The 973-nt window shown below is 56.5% G+C and carries 1 protein-coding gene; it reads left to right on the plus strand.

Going from position 1 to position 973, the window contains the following annotated elements:
- Positions 1–680 precede the first annotated feature (680 nt).
- Positions 681–887 carry a hypothetical protein gene (locus tag F2S13_RS29015; RefSeq protein ID WP_166367315.1) on the plus strand — a complete coding sequence of 69 codons (207 nt, stop codon included), beginning with the start codon at positions 681–683 and terminating at the stop codon, positions 885–887.
- Positions 888–973 lie beyond the last annotated feature (86 nt).

The following is a 973-nucleotide window of genomic DNA, read 5'->3' on the forward strand; positions in this document are numbered from 1 at the left end:
GTGACCACCACCGTCCTTGGCGTATGCACTCGAGCCATGGGAAACAGTATCAGGCACCAAAACGATGGAAGCCGACAGGACCCCACCGATTGCCAACGCCAGCAAAGCCTTCTTGAAAAGCATTTGAACCGTCATCTTGTGTCTCCTGATGATTACCGCGAGCAGAGCCAATGCAGCCAAGGTGCAATCCAGGCGCCGCCAACGAGGAAGCGGCCTATCACCCTTGCATCGTTCTCCTTGAATTATCCGCGTGGGAAAATTTCCCATACGCTTTAAGCTAGCCCAATTAAAACGAGCGTCAACCCGCGCACAGAAAAGCCGACCGGCGGTTCGACGGTATCGAGCACGTTTATCAATGTGTTTACGAATCTTGTAGGATCGGGGTTGCCCGCGATTCAGGCGACGCGGTACATCAGACGCACTGAAATGAAGCTTTCGCCGGCAAGCCCGACCCCACAGTGCCAGTCAGAAAACGCGTTTTACATAGCCCACAAATCCCCCCCCGCACCACCATTCGTCGCATACAAAAACGAACAACAGAATTTTGACAGTATTTGGCTTACGCTTTGCAAAGCCCCGCCCTAGCAGCCACAGAACGACGTAATCCTGACGCGGCAGCAATCAAAATTAACGCTTAAAGGACACCAGCAATACGCTTGGTCAGTCACCGGAGATGTAACGTGTCAACTCTCAATGAAATCGCAGCGAACCACGCGAGAATGGCCAAGGCACTGGCAGAAGCGTCCATCGAGCCAAGTGAGCGCCAGCCCCAGCTAGTGGCCAGCTTCGAAGTCCCAACCATTGATCCGCAACAACACATCCCACTGCACCTCATCGCGGGCGCCCAGGACAACCACCTCGGCCAAGCAACTGGCTACCTGATCTGACCACCCGCGATCCGAGAGGTCGTGGGCGGCCCTGCTCGGCCGCTGCGCGAACTCGCGGTGCCGGGGGGCCGCCAGGCGGGAGGTGT

The sequence above is a fragment of the Pseudomonas akapageensis genome (assembly GCF_011355085.1).
Lineage (GTDB): Bacteria > Pseudomonadota > Gammaproteobacteria > Pseudomonadales > Pseudomonadaceae > Aquipseudomonas > Aquipseudomonas akapageensis.